Origin of the sequence: Cobetia sp. L2A1, from assembly GCF_009796845.1 — a bacterium.
Taxonomy (GTDB): domain Bacteria; phylum Pseudomonadota; class Gammaproteobacteria; order Pseudomonadales; family Halomonadaceae; genus Cobetia.
On record NZ_CP047025.1, the window covers coordinates 3,189,342 to 3,205,989 of the forward strand.

The 16,648-nt window shown below is 59.7% G+C and carries 15 protein-coding genes; 12 read left to right on the forward strand and 3 right to left on the reverse strand.

Features of this window, described 5'->3' with window-relative positions:
• Nucleotides 1-16: 16 nt before the first annotated feature.
• The 12 genes from GQR90_RS13615 (at nucleotide 17) to GQR90_RS13670 (ending at nucleotide 13,050) form a co-directional block, all read left to right on the forward strand.
• Nucleotides 17-1,642, forward strand: coding sequence for an HAL/PAL/TAL family ammonia-lyase (locus GQR90_RS13615; protein WP_158774583.1), 1,626 nt, complete (start codon nucleotides 17-19; stop codon nucleotides 1,640-1,642).
• Nucleotides 1,639-2,211: an acyl-CoA thioesterase gene (locus GQR90_RS17830; protein WP_158774584.1), complete on the forward strand. Its 573-nt coding sequence runs from the start codon at nucleotides 1,639-1,641 to the stop codon at nucleotides 2,209-2,211. Before GQR90_RS13615 ends, GQR90_RS17830 begins: the two co-directional genes overlap by 4 nt.
• A complete protein-coding gene (locus tag GQR90_RS13625) occupies nucleotides 2,208-2,804 on the forward strand; it encodes a LolA family protein (protein WP_158774585.1) in 597 nt (198 codons plus the stop codon). The genes GQR90_RS17830 and GQR90_RS13625 overlap by 4 nt, the downstream gene beginning before the upstream one ends.
• A complete protein-coding gene (locus GQR90_RS13630) occupies nucleotides 2,801-5,197 on the forward strand; it encodes an MMPL family transporter (protein WP_158774586.1) in 2,397 nt (798 codons plus the stop codon). The genes GQR90_RS13625 and GQR90_RS13630 overlap by 4 nt, the downstream gene beginning before the upstream one ends.
• A gap of 136 nt (nucleotides 5,198-5,333) precedes the next feature.
• Nucleotides 5,334-6,683 (forward strand): NAD(P)/FAD-dependent oxidoreductase, encoded by a 1,350-nt coding sequence (locus GQR90_RS13635; protein ID WP_158774587.1) that lies wholly within the window; start codon nucleotides 5,334-5,336, stop codon nucleotides 6,681-6,683.
• Nucleotides 6,680-7,510, forward strand: a complete 831-nt coding sequence (locus GQR90_RS13640) for a DUF3261 domain-containing protein (protein ID WP_158774588.1) — start codon at nucleotides 6,680-6,682, stop codon at nucleotides 7,508-7,510. Before GQR90_RS13635 ends, GQR90_RS13640 begins: the two co-directional genes overlap by 4 nt.
• Nucleotides 7,503-8,909, forward strand: coding sequence for a beta-ketoacyl-ACP synthase (locus GQR90_RS13645; protein WP_158774589.1), 1,407 nt, complete (start codon nucleotides 7,503-7,505; stop codon nucleotides 8,907-8,909). Before GQR90_RS13640 ends, GQR90_RS13645 begins: the two co-directional genes overlap by 8 nt.
• Nucleotides 8,903-9,478: an ApeP family dehydratase gene (locus GQR90_RS13650; RefSeq protein WP_199269433.1), complete on the forward strand. Its 576-nt coding sequence runs from the start codon at nucleotides 8,903-8,905 to the stop codon at nucleotides 9,476-9,478. The genes GQR90_RS13645 and GQR90_RS13650 overlap by 7 nt, the downstream gene beginning before the upstream one ends.
• Nucleotides 9,478-10,293 carry a 3-oxoacyl-ACP reductase FabG gene (fabG, locus tag GQR90_RS13655; RefSeq protein ID WP_158774590.1) on the forward strand — a complete coding sequence of 272 codons (816 nt, stop codon included), beginning with the start codon at nucleotides 9,478-9,480 and terminating at the stop codon, nucleotides 10,291-10,293. The genes GQR90_RS13650 and fabG overlap by 1 nt, the downstream gene beginning before the upstream one ends.
• Nucleotides 10,293-11,549 carry a beta-ketoacyl-ACP synthase gene (locus GQR90_RS13660; protein WP_158774591.1) on the forward strand — a complete coding sequence of 419 codons (1,257 nt, stop codon included), beginning with the start codon at nucleotides 10,293-10,295 and terminating at the stop codon, nucleotides 11,547-11,549. Before fabG ends, GQR90_RS13660 begins: the two co-directional genes overlap by 1 nt.
• 182 nt (nucleotides 11,550-11,731) lie before the next feature.
• Nucleotides 11,732-12,253, forward strand: a complete 522-nt coding sequence (locus tag GQR90_RS13665) for a heavy metal-binding domain-containing protein (RefSeq protein ID WP_158774592.1) — start codon at nucleotides 11,732-11,734, stop codon at nucleotides 12,251-12,253.
• A gap of 44 nt (nucleotides 12,254-12,297) precedes the next feature.
• Complete coding sequence (locus GQR90_RS13670; protein ID WP_158774593.1) at nucleotides 12,298-13,050, forward strand: 4'-phosphopantetheinyl transferase family protein; 753 nt, start codon at nucleotides 12,298-12,300, stop codon at nucleotides 13,048-13,050.
• Between the two features lie 5 nt (nucleotides 13,051-13,055).
• On the opposite strand, the gene GQR90_RS13675 is transcribed toward GQR90_RS13670, so the two are convergent.
• From GQR90_RS13675 to GQR90_RS13685, 3 genes are all read right to left on the reverse strand, one after another.
• The gene (locus GQR90_RS13675) at nucleotides 13,056-14,804 is read right to left on the reverse strand and encodes an ATP-dependent nuclease (protein ID WP_158774594.1); all 1,749 of its coding nucleotides are present in this window, start codon (nucleotides 14,802-14,804) and stop codon (nucleotides 13,056-13,058) included.
• 109 nt (nucleotides 14,805-14,913) lie between these two features.
• A complete protein-coding gene (locus GQR90_RS13680) occupies nucleotides 14,914-15,270 on the reverse strand; it encodes a RidA family protein (protein ID WP_158774595.1) in 357 nt (118 codons plus the stop codon).
• Nucleotides 15,271-15,556: 286 nt separating this feature from the next.
• Entirely contained in the window at nucleotides 15,557-16,450 is an 894-nt protein-coding gene (locus GQR90_RS13685; RefSeq protein ID WP_158774596.1) for a universal stress protein, read from the reverse strand.
• Nucleotides 16,451-16,648 lie beyond the last annotated feature (198 nt).

The window sequence follows — 16,648 nt, forward strand, 5'->3', positions numbered from 1 at the left end:
CGTCTGGAACTCCGTCATGCCACAGCCTGTTACCGCCAGCTCATCGGCCCTGATTCTCGAGGGTCGCGAGATCAGCCTCGAACAACTGATTGATGTCGCTGAAGGTCGCCTTGAAGTGTGCCTCAGTGATGACCCCATCTTCCGCGCACGTATCGAGGCCGGCCCGGCACTGCTGGAGCGGCTGCTGGAAGAGGAAGGTGTGGTCTACGGCGTGACGACCGGTTACGGCGATTCCGTGACTCGTGCCGTGCAGGGTGCTGAAGATCTCGAAGCGCTGCCACGTCATCTCTATACCTTCCACGGCTGCGGCATGGGCGCGAACCTGGACGTGGTCAGCAGTCGCGCGGTGGTCATGGTGCGCCTCATTTCACTATGCCGTGGAGTCTCCGGTGTCAGCGTCGCCCTGCTGGAGCGCCTCACCTGGCTGCTGAATCACGACATCCTGCCGCGTATTCCCGAAGAAGGCTCCGTCGGCGCCAGTGGTGATCTCACGCCGCTGTCTTACGTGGCCGCTGTGCTGTGTGGTGAACGTGAGGTATGGGTACGCCCGAGCGCCGACCAACCCCATGCCCTGCGCCCGACGGCGGAGGTGTTCACGGAGCATGGCCTCGCGCCCTACGTGCTGCGTCCCAAGGAAGGGTTGGCGCTGATGAATGGCACTGCGGTGATGACAGCACTGGCCGCCCTCGCCTTCAGCCGTACCACCTACCTGAGTCGTCTGAGCAGCCGTATCACTGCACTGGTGGTACAGGCGCTGGAAGGCAATCCCTACCACTTCGATGCTGACCTGTTTGCCGCCAAGCCGCATCCCGGTCAGGCACGCGTGGCGCAGTGGTTGCGTGATGATCTCGCGCATCCGGCAGCGCCCGAGGTCGATGCCACACCCATCAACTCACCACGCCTGCAAGACCGCTACTCGACACGGTGTGCGCCGCACGTCATCGGCGTGGTCGAAGATAGCCTCGACTGGTGGCGCCGCTTCCTCGAGACCGAACTCAACAGCGCCAACGACAATCCGCTGATTGACGTCGATGCTGGCAAGATCCTGCACGGCGGCCACTTCTACGGCGGCCATGTCGCCATGGTGATGGACAGTCTCAAGATAGCGGTCGCCAATCTGGCCGACCTGCTCGATCGACAACTGGCCCTGCTGGTCGACAGCCGCTACAACCGCGGCCTGCCCAGCAATCTGAGTGGTGCCACGCCGGAACGCGCAGCGCTCAACCACGGCTACAAGGCAGTGCAGATCGGCGCTTCCGCGTGGACGGCAGAAGCCCTCAAGCAGACCATGCCTGCCAGCGTCTTCTCACGCTCCACCGAGTGCCACAATCAGGACAAGGTCAGCATGGGCACCATCGCCGCGCGTGATGCACTGCGGGTACTGACACTGGTCGAGCAGGTCGCCGCGGCCACGCTGCATGCGGCGATTCAAGGCACCGAGCAACGTGCTGCACTGGCCGGAGACAGCGGCACGCCGCCGGTGCTGGCGGGGTTTGTCGAGATGCTACGCCACGACATCGCACGCCTTGAAGAAGACCGTGGACTGGAAGCCGATCTACGCCTGCTGTGTGCGCGCATCCGTGAGCGTCACTGGTCGTTTGAGCTGGCAGCAGTCGGCGGCGCAGAAGGAGCGCAGGCATGAACGAGTTCACGAGCCTGAATTCAGACCCTTCCGAGACCAGACCCATCGACACGCTCCTGCCGGTCGCCACGGTTGAAATGGAAATCCCCTTCCACGATGTCGACATGATGGAAGTCGCCTGGCACGGCCACTATGTGCGTTATCTCGAGATCGCGCGCTGCAAGCTGCTCGATATGCTCGACTACAACTACTCGCAGATGCGCGAATCAGGCTTCGCATGGCCGGTGATTGATCTGCGCCTGCGCTATGCAGGCCCGGCACGCTTCGGCCAGCGCATCACGATCACTGCGCGCCTGCGTGAGTGGGAGAACCGCCTCAAGCTCGACTATGTGATTCGCGATGCCGAGAGTGGCAAGCGATTGACGCGTGGCTACAGCGTGCAGGTTGCGGTGGGACTGGAGGATGGCGAGATGCTGCTGGCCTCGCCGCGCATTCTGATCGACCGGCTAATGAACTGGCAGACGATTCAGCTATCTGAAGAGCAATCGACAGAGATGTCTGAAGCACCACTGTCCAAAGTACCGCCGGAGAAGAATGCCAACGGCCATACAGGAGTCTCTCACTCATGATGCAACGCTTGCTTCGCCTACCCGCCCTTGCGGCGGCTGCTACCTGTCTCGTGATGCTCAGCGTTTCGCTGCCATCTGCTTACGCTGCCGAATTTGACGCGCGCGCACTGACCGAACAACTGGCGCGCAGCGCGCCAACCTGTGGTGATTTCAAGCAGGTACGCTGGCTGGAGGATGTCGGAGTCGATGTCAAAAGCCGCGGCCACTTTGCCTTGCTGGGAGATCCGGTCTCGCCCGAAGGGCTGGTGTGGGAGACCACGTCCCCCATCGAAAACCGTCTCGAGATGCGCCCCGGCTCAGATCAGGGTCCGAATGGAGAAAAGCTGCCCGCGGACCAGCAAGCCATGGCAGAACTGTTGATCAATTTCTTCCACGGTGACTGGCAGACACTTGAGGAGCATTTTGATCTCACGCTCACGGGCACGCCGGATGATTGGCAGGCCACGCTCACGCCCAACAATGCCCAGCTGGCCGAGGCCATCGAGCACCTCGAGATTGACGGCAGCAGCTGGCTTGAACACCTGACACTGAACAGTACCGATGGTGATCGCCTCAACCTGACGCTTACGCCGCGTAGCCAGTGTACTGAATGACGCCTTCGCCTCTCGAATCAGGCGCTGTCGCAGCCCCCAAAGGCCTTGATCGCCGCGGTTGGCGTTGGGGGTGGGCCTGCGTCCTGCTGGTGTGTGCCGTACTGCTCGCCCTCAAGCTGGTGCCACAAAGCCCATGGCGGGGCGCGATTGATACTCGCATTACCGCCATGCTGCCCCAGCAGGAGCGCAGTCCGCTGGCCACGCGCGCCGAATCTCTCGATGACACTGCCAATCGGCTGGTCATCCTGCTGGGGGCTGCCGACACTCGCCAAGCGTCCGTGGCCAGCCGCGACGCCGCGGCGAAAGCATTGCGCGACGCGCTGGCGCCGCTCACGACGCTGGATGACGCCCGTAGCCTCGAAAGCCTGCGCCTGCCCACCGAGGTGCAACCGGCGCTGATCGCACCTGAACTGCGCTCGCTGAGTGACGAGCAATGGCAGGCACGCGCCCTTGCACAACTCTTCCAGCCAGGCGGCCAGCGTGATCTGGTACGCGACCCGTTCGGACTGGGCAGTGCCTGGCAGTCGTGGCTCACGCCGAGCAACCTGCGTCTGAGTGACGGCCAACTGTTACTGCGTGATCCCGAGGCACAGAAAGGCACGCCAGCCAGTGTCGGCTATCGCATGATCAGCGCCACGCTGACCGGTAGCGCCTATGCCATGGAAGACCAGCAGCAACTGCAACAGGCGGTGGACACCGTGACGGCAGCCTACCCCGAGGTACGCCTGCTGCGATCTGGGCTGGTATTCCACGCCAGTGCCGGTGCGCGTCAAGCCAAACACGAGATGTCGACCATTGGGCTGGGCTCGCTGATCGGCATCTTGCTGCTGCTATGGGCAGTGTTCCGCACGCCGCGTCGCCTGCCGCTATTGATGCTGCCGGTCGCGACTGGCGTGCTGTTTGCCTTGCCGCTGACGTGGTGGGTCTTCGGCAGCCTGCATGTGCTGACACTGGCGTTCGGGGCCAGTCTGATCGGCATCTCCATCGACTATGTGCTGCACCTGGAATGCATGCGTCGCCTCGCCGTGCGGGATGCAAGAACCGCCAACGTTGGCCTGCAACGTCTGTGGCCAGGCCTGACACTGGGACTACTGTCGAGTCTGGCGGCCTATCTGGCGATCACGCTGACACCCATGCCTGGCCTGCGCCAGATGGGCATGTTTGCCGCGCTGGGATTGATTGGCGCCTGGTTGAGCGTACGCCTGTGGTTGCCACGTCTGCCGTTACCGGCTGACGCGACCCGCGAGGATTCACCGGCAGCGCGCAGTGCCGCATGGCTGGCGCGCTGCATTCCCGGCAAGCGCAGCTGGGCGCTACTCACACTGGTGCTGGCCGCTGCGCTGACCAGCCTTTATGGGTTGCGCAGCGATGATCGCCTCACCCAGCTCAACCCTTCCCCCCAGGCGCTGATCGATCAGCAACGTGACGTGCAGCGTCTGCTCGCCGAACCGGATGGCCTGCGCTACCTGATCGTGAGTGCCGACGATGGCGCCACCCTGCTGACGCGTCTGCATCAGCTTGAGCCCACCTTGACGCAACTCGCGGAGGTAGGAGAACTTGGCCACTGGGCAAGTCTCGCTCAGCAGCTGCCGACGCTCGCTCAGCAAGAGGCCAATCTGAGCGCCCAGCGCGAGCGGACGGCAACGCTGCTACCGAAAGTACTCAGCAAGGCAGGCTTGCCGGTGGCGCTGGTAGAGCGCGCAGACAAGGCGCTGAAGGATGCACACTCGCTGCTGCCAGCCGACTGGGTCGCACTGCCCGCCGGCGAGATGGGTCAACGACTATGGTTGAAGGAGCAGGATTCAGCTGTCGGCATCGTACGCTTCGGTGACATCAGTCCCGGCGCGGGTGATGCTCTCGAGACGCTTGCCGCTGGCGACCCGACCCTCGAATACGTCGATCAGGTCGCACGTCTCTCCCATACACTGGGGCGGATTCGTAGCGAGATGGCATGGTTGGTCGGCAGTGCAATCATGTTGATCAGCTTGCTCCTGGCGCTTCGCTATCGTCGCGCCAGCTGGCGAGCACTGTTGCCGCCACTGGGCGGACTGGTACTGACACTCTCGGTGCTGACGCTCGCTGGAATCGGTCTCAATCTGTTCCATCTGCTCGGGCTGCTATTGGTACTGGGGATTGGTCTTGATGCCGGCATCTTCTGTGCCGAGCATCCTGCGACAACGAGGCACAACCCACGCACAGACGAGGCGGCGACCCAAGCCAACCGCCGCGCGTCACAGGCCAGCCTGCTGGCAATCTCGCTCTCGTGTGCCTCCAGCCTGCTCGCTTTTGGGCTATTGAGCTTCAGCCAGACACCGGCACTGGCCGCGCTCGGGCTGGCCTGCCTGCTCGGCTTGACCGCGACATGGTGCCTGGTGCCCTTCGCCCGCAGCTGAGAAGTCCCCAGCACATTGGACTATTGGGAATACTGGAGGTATTGCGCGCACTCTCCACGAGACCCGCAAGACCCGCAAAACCCGCAACTCGCACACCATAACGATAACGAACGCGATAACGACAGGGGACGACGCCATGGACACGGCCAACGACTCGCACAAGGGTGTGAACACACGCGCAGAGAAAGAGGTCATCATCATCGGCGCAGGCCCGGCCGGCGCTGCAGCGGCAGCCTGGCTGGCACGTGCTGGCCATGCGGTGCGCGTGCTGGAACGCAGCCACTTCCCGCGCTTCTCGATTGGCGAGAGCCTGCTGCCACGCTGCATGCAACATCTCACCGCCTGTGGACTGATGCCTTACGCCGCGGCAGGTGGCTACCAGCCCAAGACTGGCGCTGCCTTCACGCGGCGTGGCGAACATCGTCACATCGATTTCCGCGACAAGTTCAGTGACGGGCCGGGCACCACCTGGCAAATCGAGCGTGCTGACTTCGATCAGCGCCTGATCGAAGGTGCGCGCGAATACGGTGCCAAGGTCGAATTCGGGGTGACCGTCAACGGCTTTTGCGCCGCCAAGGGCAATGATGGCCCACGCCTCACGCTTGACGATGGCCGTGAGCTGGAAGCCGCCTTCGTGCTGGATGCCAGCGGTTATGGTCGCGTACTGGCGCGCCTCGAATCCCTCGAACGTGACCCACGTCTGGAGCCACGCGTCGCGCTGTTCGGGCATGTCCATGACGGCATCGCAGGCCTCACGCCGCCTGCCGAAGGCTATCATCGCGACAACATCCTGATCGCCTCGCATCCGGTGCACCCGGATGTCTGGTATTGGCTGATTCCCTTTGCCAATGGCCGCGCCTCGCTGGGCGTCGTTGGCCCGCGCGAGCTGATCGAGGCAACCGGCGATGATTCAGAAAATTCCCTGAACAAACAGCAGCGTCTCTGGCAGTGGGTCAATGAAGAACCGCGTCTGAACGAGCTGCTGCGTGATGCCACGCCAGCCAATGCCGTGCAATCGCTCGGCGGCTACAGCGCTGATGTCAGTCGTCTGCATGGGCCAGGCTATGCACTACTCGGCAACGCGGGGGAGTTTCTCGACCCGGTATTCTCCTCCGGCGTCACCATCGCGCTGGAATCAGCGCTGCGTGCGATGCCGCTGGTCGAGCGCGAACTGGCCTGTACCGATGAAGGCCAACGTCCGGATTGGGCCACTGAGTTCGAGCAACCCTTGCGCCGTGGCATCAACGTATTCCGTGAATTCGTCACTGCCTGGTATGACGGACGCCTGCCCGAGATCATCTATCATCCTGATCCCCATCTGCGTATTCGCCAGATGATCAGCGCCGTGCTCGCCGGTTACGCCTGGGATGAACAGAACCCCTTCGTCAGTGCCAGCCATCGTCGTCTCACCGCCCTGGCCACGCTCTCTGCCAGTGCGCATGACACACGGCAGTCGGCGGCCAGAAAAGGTAAAATATCGTCATGAACTCACTGCCCTCCTACGCCAACGATGCATCAACTCACTTGTCAGGCATTGTCTGTAAATTGCGTGCACACTGCCGACCGCTGCTCGCCGCTGGCCTGGGACTAGCTGCCAGTCTATTGCTGAGCGGATGCAGCCTGTTCGCCCCACAACCGCTGAGCGCGCAAAGCCCGATGCCGGCGCTCTCCAGCCTGCAAGAGACGACGACACAACGTCTGAGCCTGCAAATTGAACGTAATGATACTGCACAGAGTCGTGCTGAACGTGATGTTGGCAGCGATGGCGACAAGGCTGCTGAATCAGCCGATCGCCTGCCGCCACTGCTCGGGGTACTACGCCAATCGCCGGAGGCCATGCGCCTGGTGCTGCTCAGCGTGCAGGGCCAGCGCCTGCTGACGCTGGTGCATGACAAGGACGGCAGCCGCTTCGAGAATGCGCGCCCCGATGTACTGGAAAAGCTGCCCTTCACCGCTGACTGGCTCGCGAGGCGCATCAGCTGGGTGCATTGGCCGCAAGCTGCCATCGACAAGGCCTTCATGGGCACTGACTGGCAGCTGGTACAGACCGGCGACTGGCAGCATCCGAATCAGCCCGCGCAGCGCATCATCCGGCAGGGAAATGAGGTCATCGCCGAGCTGGATCGTGACGCACAGGGCCGCGTCTCGTTGCGAGACATGGCGGCAGACATGGTACTTGTCCTGACGCCGCTAGCATCTGCAGATGCGCCGCCTCCGACGGCTGCGACCCGCACCTCATCGCGTGAGTCGGCGCTTCACTTCAACACTGATTCTCTTGAACTAGCCTCACTGGAACCGTCTACGCATGACTGATATCGCTTCATCCTCGGCTGCTGGCTCGACGGCGACCTCAACGGCTGACCTGGGCGTTGGTGCCTCAGGCTCAAGCTCCGCCTGCCGTCTGTCACGCCCCGGCATCGTCTGTCCGCTAGGCGCTGATCATGGGCTGATTTCCAGTGCCCTGTTCAGCGCTAGCCGTGGCCTGCGTATCAGTGATGATTTCAGTCCCGGTACACCGCTACCGCTGGGGCGTGTCACCACGCAACTGGTAGATGACGGCGAATGGCCTGCGCCGATGCGCTCGCGCAACAATCGACTGTTGGCAACGGCATTGGAGCAGCTGACACCAGAGCTTGAAGCCCTGCGTGTGCAGGGCATCGCGCCAGAGCGCATCGGCGTGGTGCTCGGCACCAGTACCTCCGGCATCGGCGAAACGGAAGCCGCGATGGAGGCACACCGCGCCGGCGTGGCGCAGGGGACAGACAGCGCTGATAGCTGGCCGACGAGCTTTGAATATCGTCGTCAGGAACTGGGCGCGCCCGCCGAGTGTGTCGCCTGGTTGAGTGGCGCAGCCGGGCCGGTCTACACCCTCTCCACTGCCTGCACTTCCAGTGCCAAGGCGCTCGCCAGCGCACGACGTCTCCTTGCATCTGGTCAGTGTGATGCGGTGATTGCCGGAGGGGCGGATAGCCTGTGTTACATGACCGTCAAGGGCTTCATGAGTCTGGAAGCCGTCAGCCGCCGCGAATGCCTACCACTGGGCGCGGCGCGCGATGGCATCAATCTCGGCGAGGCGGCAGTGCTGTTCGTGGTCACGCGGGAATCCGGTGGCATACAGCTGACCGGCGTAGGCGAATCCAGCGATGCCCATCACATCTCCGCGCCCTGCCCCAATGGCAGCGGTGCCGAGGCCGCGATGCGGGCTGCACTCGTCAATGCGCGGCGCTCGCCGAGCGAGATCGACTACATCAATCTGCACGGCACGGCCACGCCGCTCAACGATGCGATGGAGAGCCTGGCCATCAGCCGCTTGTTTTCCCAAGACGCCGAAGGCGCAGAAAGCACAGATGACGCCCACACGCTGATGCCCGCCGTCAGCTCGACCAAGGCATTGACCGGCCACACCCTGGGTGCCTGTGGTGCGCTGGAAGCCGCCTTCTGCTGGTTGACGCTGCAACACGGCCGCCTGCCGCCACATGCCACGCCGCGGGATGCGCTTGATCCCGAGCTGGCCGCGCTCAACATCGTCTATCGTGATCGCCCCGAGACCCCGCCGCTGCGGGTGATGAGCAATGCCTTCGCCTTCGGCGGCAACAATATCTCGCTGGTGCTGGAACGCCACCCAGCCTCGACAGAACGGTCTACGGAGCCATCTGCCGAGCTGACCAAGGAGCCGTCTGCCGAGCTGACCAAGGAGCCTTCCGCATGCTGACATCGCCCTCGGATTGCTGGCCGACCCTGCCCTGTGACATCGGCCCCTATGTGCCACACGAGGCGGGCATGTGCCTGCTGGATCGCATACTGGCCTGCGATGCCACCTCGCTGATCGCCGAGGTCTGCCCCACCGCGGATGATCTGTTCGCCGAACCGGACGCCAATGAGCAGCCCGTGATTCCCGCCTGGGTGGGACTTGAGTGGATGGCGCAGGCCATCGCGGCGTGGTCTGGCCTGCAGGCCGCGCGTAGCGGGCAGCTGCCACGTATCGGCTTTCTGCTCGGCAGTCGCCGGTTTGAAAGCGAAATTGCTGCCTTTCGATGCGCGCATCGCTGGCAGATTCATGTGCAGCTCGACTATCGCGCCACTAACGGTCTGGGCGCCTTCACGGCACATATCAGTGATGACAGCGGCACCCGCGTCGCCAGCGCCGGAGTGAATGTCTTCGAGCCAAGCGACGCTATCGATAGCCCTGCTGACAGTTCAGCCAACACCGATTCCAACGCCCCACTTTCCTCACCCGGACAGCAGGATGCTGCCGGTGCCTCATTGCAAGGTAATCCCTGATGTCTGCCATTCCCTCTTCTGACGTGCATGCTGACGTGCGTACTGACGCCACCTCTGACAGCGGCCCCGAGACTACCCCTGACATCCACAGCCGCGAGTGGATTCTGGTCACCGGCTCCAGCCGCGGCATCGGCCGCGCTATCGCACTGCGTCTCGCCCGCGACGGCTACAACCTCGTGCTGCACTGCCGCTCACGCCGTGACGCTGCCGAAGCGGTCGCCCGCGAGATCACCACGCTGGGCGGCGAATCGCGCATCCTGTGCTTTGACGTCGCCGACCGTGCCGCAGCCAAGCTGGCGCTCGAAACCGACATCGAGACGTATGGCTGCTATTACGGTGTGATCTGCAACGCCGGCATTCATGCTGACAATGCCTTTCCCGCGCTGACCGATGAAGACTGGGACAGCGTGATTCGCACCAACCTTGACGGCTTCTATAACGTGGTCAAGCCACTGGCGATGCCGCTGGTGCGCCGCCGCAAGCCGGGCCGCATCATCGTGATGTCGTCCGTCTCCGGCATGATGGGCAACCGGGGCCAGGTCAACTATTCCGCCGCCAAGGCGGGGCTGATCGGTGCCGTCAAGGCACTGGCGGTAGAGCTGGCCAAGCGCCGTATCACCGTCAACGCGGTTGCGCCAGGCGTGATCAATACCGAGATGACTGACGGCGTCGAGATGGAAGAGGCGCTGAAGATGATTCCCATGCGCCGCGCCGGTGAGGCGGAAGAAGTCGCCGCCACCGTGGCCTTCCTGTGCTCGAAGGATGCTGGCTACATCACGCGCCAGACCATCGCCGTCAATGGAGGCATGTTCTGATGACAACGACATCCTCCCTGCGCGGCCACCGTGTCGTCGTCACCGGCATGCACGGCTTCTCGCCGATCGGCAATGACTGGCCGACGCTGCGCGCCAATCTCAAGGCGGGCCAGACCGGCATTCGTTATATCGAGGAGTGGGACAAGTACGACGGCCTCAACACGCGTCTCGGCGCGCCCGTCAACGACTTCACGCTCCCCACGCATTACAACCGCCGCGCACTGCGCAGCATGGGGCGCGTCGCACAGCTGGCGACGCGTTCCAGCGAATTGGCGCTTGAGGCGGCGGGCCTGCTCGACAGCGCGCTCAAGGAAAGCGGCCAGATGGGCATCGCCTATGGAGCCTCCGCCGGTGAGCCAGCCGCAGTGGCGGACTTCGGCAACATGCTGATCAACCACTCCACTGACGGCCTGAACGCCAACTCCTATATCCGCATGATGGCGCACACCGCGCCGGTCAATATCGGCGTCTTCCTGGGTATCAAGGGGCGGATCCACACCACCTCCAGCGCCTGCACTTCCGGCAGCCAGGGCATCGGCTATGCCTATGAGGCCATCCGCTTCGGTCGCCAGACCGCGATGGTGGCCGGTGGCTGCGAGGAGCTATCCGCCGCGGATGCCGCCGTGTTCGACACCCTCTTCGCGACCAGCACCTGCAATGACCATCCAGAGCGCTCACCTCGCCCCTTCGATGCCGAGCGGGATGGGCTGGTGATCGGCGAAGGCGCCGGCACGCTGATACTGGAAGAGCTTGAACACGCGCTGGCGCGTGGCGCGACCATTCACGCCGAGATTCTCGGCTTTGGCACCAACTCCGATGGTCGCCACGTTACCCAGCCAGATGCCAACATGATGGAAGCCGCCATGCGCATGGCGCTGGAAGATGCCGGTGTCGAGGCCTCTGATATCGGCTATGTCAGCGCCCATGGCACCGCCACCGAGCGTGGTGATATCGCCGAGAGCCACGCCACCTACGCCGTATTCGGCGATCGTACGCCCATCAGCGCCTTCAAGAGTTTCACCGGCCATACACTGGGCGCGTGTGGCGCACTTGAAGCCTGGGTCGCCATCGAGATGATGCGTGAGGGCTGGTTCCACGGTACCGCCAATCTGGAGAACGTGGACCCACACTGCGCAGCGCTTGATTATCTGCGCGCCGGTGGACGCGAGATCGAGACAGATACCGTGATGAGCAACAACTTCGCCTTCGGTGGCATCAACACCTCGCTGATTCTGCGTCGCTGGCAAGGCGACTGAGCAGCGTTTGAGGCCGCAAGACAGTGTCGCGACTGGACGACTTTGCAGCGAGCAAGTTCTAGCGCAATATACGCGCCCGCTGCATGGGCTAAGGTGTAACAAGCATCGCCATTGCGCCACAGCCGTCCGCGATTCATGCCTTTCGCTCACACTACCGTTCATAGCTTCATGAGGAGATTCAGATGGTGTCATCCGTTCGCCAGCAGTTATCGTCCCTGCCGCGCATCCCGCGCGCAGTACGCTCGGCCCGTGTGCTGGCGCTGAGCGCCGTCATGCTGATCGGTTCAGCAGGCCTGCTGGCCTCTGCACCGGCGGCAGCGCGGGATACGCAACACTTCCTGCCGATCATGCCGGTAATGGCCAGCACCGCGGCCAGCCAGCGGCTGGGCAAGGATGTCGCCTTCTTCTTCGGTGATAAAAAGCCCTACGAGCGTATCGAGAAGCGTGGTTGGGCGCGGGCGAATCCGAAGACCAACTCGTCTAACAAGAGCGATGCTGAAGCCTGTCGCTGGGTGTTCCTCTCTGCGCTGCGTGAACTGCAGGAAAAAGCGCGTGAGTATGGTGCCAATGCCGTTATCAACATTCGCAGCGATTACGATAACGTGGCCTATTCCAGTGCCGAGAAGTACGAATGCCACTCGGGCAATATCGTCTCTGGTGTCGCGCTGCGCGGTGATCTGGTGATCCTGCATCCCAAGAACTGATGATCGCTGGCGATGAACGGGATGATGGGCAGGCGACAAGCCGCGTGAACACGCCTGCTGACTCGCCAAGCGTGCCGCCCAGCACCGCGCACCCCGCGATTCGCTGCGTGGTGCTGGGCGCGGCGCAGACGATTGTCTCGCATGACCCTCATGCACTCGCCGCCTCGCTGGCGGTGAGTGGCGTGCTGTTAGCTTCACCCTCTCGGCCAGCCCGCCTGTGGCTGGCCGAGGCGTGTGTGCTGATCCCGCCTGCTGCCCCCAAACGCTCGGCCACGCCATCATTGGGCGAGCGACAAGCGGCTGTGGATAACACGGTCATCATTGAGTCACATCCGCCAACTGACGCATCATCTTCGCAAATGCCCGTCAGCCGGCCATCGCCCGCTAAGGCCCGCCGCCGCCAGCAACGTGAAGCCGAATCCCACCTCGCCCGTGTGCTGCTGTGTGAACTCGCCGCGGCTCAGGGTATTGCGCTACCACTTGCCGACTGGTCGCCGCGTGGCCAGGCACCCCACCACCCCGCGCTGCCTGAAGGCTTCTACGTCTCCATCGCCCACCGCCACGGCCATGTGCTCGTCGGCCTCGCCACCGCCCCGCTCGGGCTGGACCTCGAATACCACAACCCCCGTCACGCTCACGACCTCGACGCCCGCATCGCCATGCTGCCCCTGGACGCACGCGAACGCCTCGCCAAGGCATCACACCTCAGCGAGACAGAAAGACTGGACGGGTTTTATCGGGAATGGGTGCGGTATGAGGCTACATTAAAGATCACACACAACCATTTTAAATATTAAATTTATCAGCTATAAATGCTTGTGATTTTTTCAAGCATACGAACAGAAATCTGAAATTCTTCATTGTTAATATGATTTAGTGCTTCATAGGGTTTTGAACCAGTACCAGGAGGTAATCCTAACTGTTCCTCTATGTCATTAACAAGAACTAACCCACAACCCACTTCATCTTCAATTGCATCCAAAATCTTTTGCGTAGAAATGTCAGCAGCATTTATAGCATCTCTACCCTTGTGTAATTGATGATCTAAATCATATACTGCAACATATGGAATAAGGAAGCAGTTTAAAAGCTTGATATATTGAGGAATACTATTTTTCGAACCACAATCAATTGCGGTATACTCATAATTAAATACATCAAGCCTTTTAGCTAAGGCAGGAATAACCGCTTTTTCAGTCGCGCCTTCTAAGAGTATAACTTTCTTGGCAAAAAACAGTTCACTTCTATCCGGATTTATCCAATATGTGAGATTGAAATCCCTTTTTTCATTACCTTCAAATATATCACCCGCACACTTCCTTACAACAGTGCCTACTTCATCATTACTTTTATCAGCAATATATATAGAGCGATACCTTTCCAAATCGATGAGACCGCTTGAGTGGGTACATATAATTACTTGACTACCTAGATCCGAAAGCTTTACAAAAGAATCAAAGAGCTGCCTTTGTGCTTGCGGATGTAAATACAACTCAGGCTCTTCAAATATAAAATATTTTGAATTTGATATTCTGACATCTTCATCGGCATGTATTCTTCCCGGAGTCTGCTTGGCCAATACTTGTACCAACGCAAGTGTCAATGCTCTTTGAAGGCCATGACCTTTTCTCACTATATCCGTTCTTACACCATCGTCGATCCAGATCTGAGTATTAGACTTAATAACACTATCAATGTCAGGCTCCTTTATTTCAATATCTATCTTTGTGCCCCAGACGCTAAGCTCACGAGAAAGAGAAAGTTCAAGATCAGTTATTTCCTGAGGCCTTCTTTCATGATGCTCGCCATCATCATTTAAATTGAAAATTGAAAACAACTCAGCCAACCTCTCTTTAGCCGACCTCCAATCATGATTGCTTTCAGACATAGAGGATATTACACCGGAATAAATCCTACCAAAGACACTAGATTCTTTTGAGCTAAAATCAGACACAGCATCTTTTACTGCGGGTATGAAGTACAATTCTCCAAAACTACTTGCAGCAACAGACTTCAAGCCCAAGAATTCAGTCTCTTCTTTTTGGTAAATAAATTCTAGCTCCCCTCTATGCTCCTCAATATACGAGGCTTGAGCATTCACTACATCTTGCTTATTAATCCGCCCTTGAGCAGGTAAGAAATCTATTAAAGGCGTACCTTCAACATTTTCTCTTTTTGTATAACTAGAAGCTTCCTCTTCTCTAAGCCACTCTATAGTACACTTTTCAACAAAACCTCTATATTCAAAACTTCCTCCTTTGTATGCAGTCTTACGCACAGTTATTTTATTATCAGAAGTCAAATACTTGGTAAACTTGGCTTTTTCTACATCCGACAAATCGTTAAAAACTATCTCAACAAACAAAATTTCAGAGTCACAATTAAAATCTAAATCCTGGTGCTTTAATTGACTGAAGAAAAACAGTATTGCAGATAGTATATTTGACTTACCGTGATTATTCCTTCCGATAATCACCATTAAATCTTGCGCTTCGATATCTATCTCTTTGATAGATCTCCAATTAGATATCTTCAGAGAATCAAATCTCATAAAAAAGCTCCATTAAAATAGAAAATCTTAATCTACTTAAAGAAGTTAACAAGAATAAAAAAACCCGCCAGAGAAATCTCTGGAGGGCTTAGAAAAACCATACTGCGAGTTACTTAACGGCGGCGACCACGGTAATTTCACACAGCAGTTCCGGGCTGGCCATGGGGGCTTGTACGCAGGCGCGGGCGGGGGCGTGACCTTGTGGTACCCAGCTATCCCAGACGGCGTTGAAGGTGCTGAAGTCGTCCATCGTCTTGAGGTAGACGGTGGCGGAAAGCAGATGCTCGCGGTCGCTGCCGACTTCTTCAAGCAAAGCGTCTACGCGAGAGAGCATGCTTTCTGCCTGGACGGTCATGGTTTCAAAGCGGTGTTCTGGCCCAGCGACCTGACCACACAGGTAGATGGTGTTGTTGTGGATCACGGCGCGGCTCATGCGTGGCTTGGTGTCATGGCGTTGAATCGTCATCGAGAATGTCCTTTTACTGTTCTTCTTGGATTGATGAAAGGCGCTGCCCATCAATATGACGAGTGACGCGCAATAGAGTGCATCATCAGCGTTCCAGATTCCTGCGGGCCGCGCAACGCGACCTGCGAGGTAATTATCGTTACAGAGCAGAGTTTCTTGATTGCGCATGTGCTTACACACACCCTGCCCCACGAAAAACGCCGCAGGCACGCCAACGATTGGCGGCACCTGCGGCGCGTGTTTCCACATCCACCTGATGGGGTGGCTAGCGCTGATTGTCTAGTACTTAACGAAGGATAAGCAGCGGCACGGTGGCGTGACGAATCATGTCGGTGGTGGTGCTGCCGACCAGCAACTGGCGAATCCGCGAGTGGCCGTAGGCGCCCATCACCTGCATGTCGATGGCGTACTCGGTGGAGTATTCCCGCAGACAGGTTTCTACCTGCCCGGCCTTGAGACTCGTCTTGACGTCAAAGCCCGCTGCCTGCAGCACATCACGTGCGGCATTGAGCGGTGTCTGATTCTCGACCGAATCCGCGCCTATCATCACCAGATGCAGCTCTGTGCCTTCCAGCAGCGGGCTGGCCGCCAGCACCTGCACAGCGCGACGAATGGTGGCACTACCATCAAAGGCGATCAGCACCTTGGTCGGCGCGGTGAAGACACCGGGCACTACCAGCACCGGACGATGCAGGCTGCGAATCACGCGCTCAAGATTGGTACCGAGATGCTCACTGGCCTGATCACCACTCTCACCACGCTTGCCCAATACCAGCAGGCGAATCTCGTCTTCAAGCTCTGTCAGTGTCTCGACCAGCGCGCCATTGCGCTGACGCGGACGCGGCGACTCGACACCCCCTTGTGCGGCGCGCTCGCAGGCGGCCTCCAGCATCAGGCGGCCTTGCTCCTGGGCGATACGTCCCCGCTGCTCATCCAGACTTGCGAGCTCTTCCAACAGGTGTTCACGCGCGCCAAGCCCGATGCTGCCGGAGAGATCACCCATGGTGGCCTCACCGACCACTTCATGGCGGTCAATCACGTGCAGGATGCTCAACGGTGCCTTGAGCTTCAGACTGACCCATACGGCGGCATCACAGACGGGGACGGCAAAGGCGGAGCCGTCAATGCAGGCAGTGACCTTGTCACTGTCTGTCGAGGCGACTGCAGACGATTCGCTCATGGCATGCTTCCTTTGTCTTGGCGGATGGCGTGGCGTCATCCGGTGAAAAGCGTTTCTTGGTGTGATTTCAGACTACCACTGCAACACGGCGGGCAGCCAGTTGCCTGACTGCCCGCCGTGGGGGATTACCGCTGTCTTTCAGGGGCTGTCCTCATATCTTGCGGAAAAGCACTCGCAGGATGTCCTGATGAGTGTCAC